Source organism: Streptomyces sp. SID486, from assembly GCF_009865385.1.
Taxonomy (GTDB): Bacteria; Actinomycetota; Actinomycetes; order Streptomycetales; family Streptomycetaceae; genus Streptomyces.
The window spans coordinates 1-881 of record NZ_WWJT01000532.1 but is presented as its reverse complement, the minus strand read 5'-3'; the positions used below and the strand labels follow the sequence as shown (position 1 = coordinate 881).

The window sequence follows — 881 nt, the reverse complement described above, 5'->3', positions numbered from 1 at the left end:
CCGCCGGCGTCCGCCGGAGCGCCGGGCACCGCCGCGGGCACGGGCCGGGGCCGGCCGGCGGCCGGGGCGCGATTCGAGGTAGCGGCGGGCGCCCCGGCCGAGCACGGCCTCGGCCAGCAGCACACCCGACGCCGCCTCGGCACGGCCGAGTTGCTCGGCGGCGTGCCGGCAGTAGGCACAGCCGGCCAGATGCTCCTGGACATCGGGCAGCAGCGCGCCGCCCCGGCGGATCGGGACGTCGAGCAGCCGGTTGTAGTAGCGGCACTCCTTGCCGGGCGCGAGTTCCCGGTGGGCACGCACCAGGCCCTCGCGGAACTTCTCCCGGGCCTGCTCCAGCGCGGCTCGCGCGCTCTCGACGTCCACGCCGAGCAGACCGGCGGGCACGTCGAGCGGTTCGGCCTCGACGTCGGCGTGCCACAGCAGTGCCTGTTCCAGCCGGGAGAGGCTGTGGAACGAGCGGTCCGAGAGAACGCGGTTGTCCGGTGTGGGCGGGGGCGCGGCGCCCACACCGCGCCCCCCGGCCGGCTCGTCGAGACCGGGCAGCACGGCGGTGATCCGGTCCGTGCCCGACCAGTTCACGACCGTGTCGCGGACGGTCACCAGCAGGCGTGGGCGCAGCGCGTCGGCGGGCTCGCCGAGCGCCAGCCGGCCGAGGACCTGGTGGAAGGCGGTGGCGGTGACCATGTGGGCGAGGGGCCCGGGGGCGGCCAGGCAGATGACCGCGTACTCATGGGCCGGCTGCCAGTGCCGGGCCATCAGCAGGGCGGAGGACCGTGACGCCTCCGCGTCGGAGCCGGCCCGCAGCGGGCCGGCGAGGAACTCGTCCGATTCCCCTGGTTCGGCGCCTGACGGCGGGTAGGGCGGACGCGGGGGGTGGGGGG

The 881-nt window shown here is 77.1% G+C and carries 1 pseudogene; it reads right to left on the bottom strand.

The window, feature by feature from the left end:
- Positions 1–881 (bottom strand): annotated as a pseudogene (locus GT045_RS24470) (hydrolase); the annotation flags it as partial.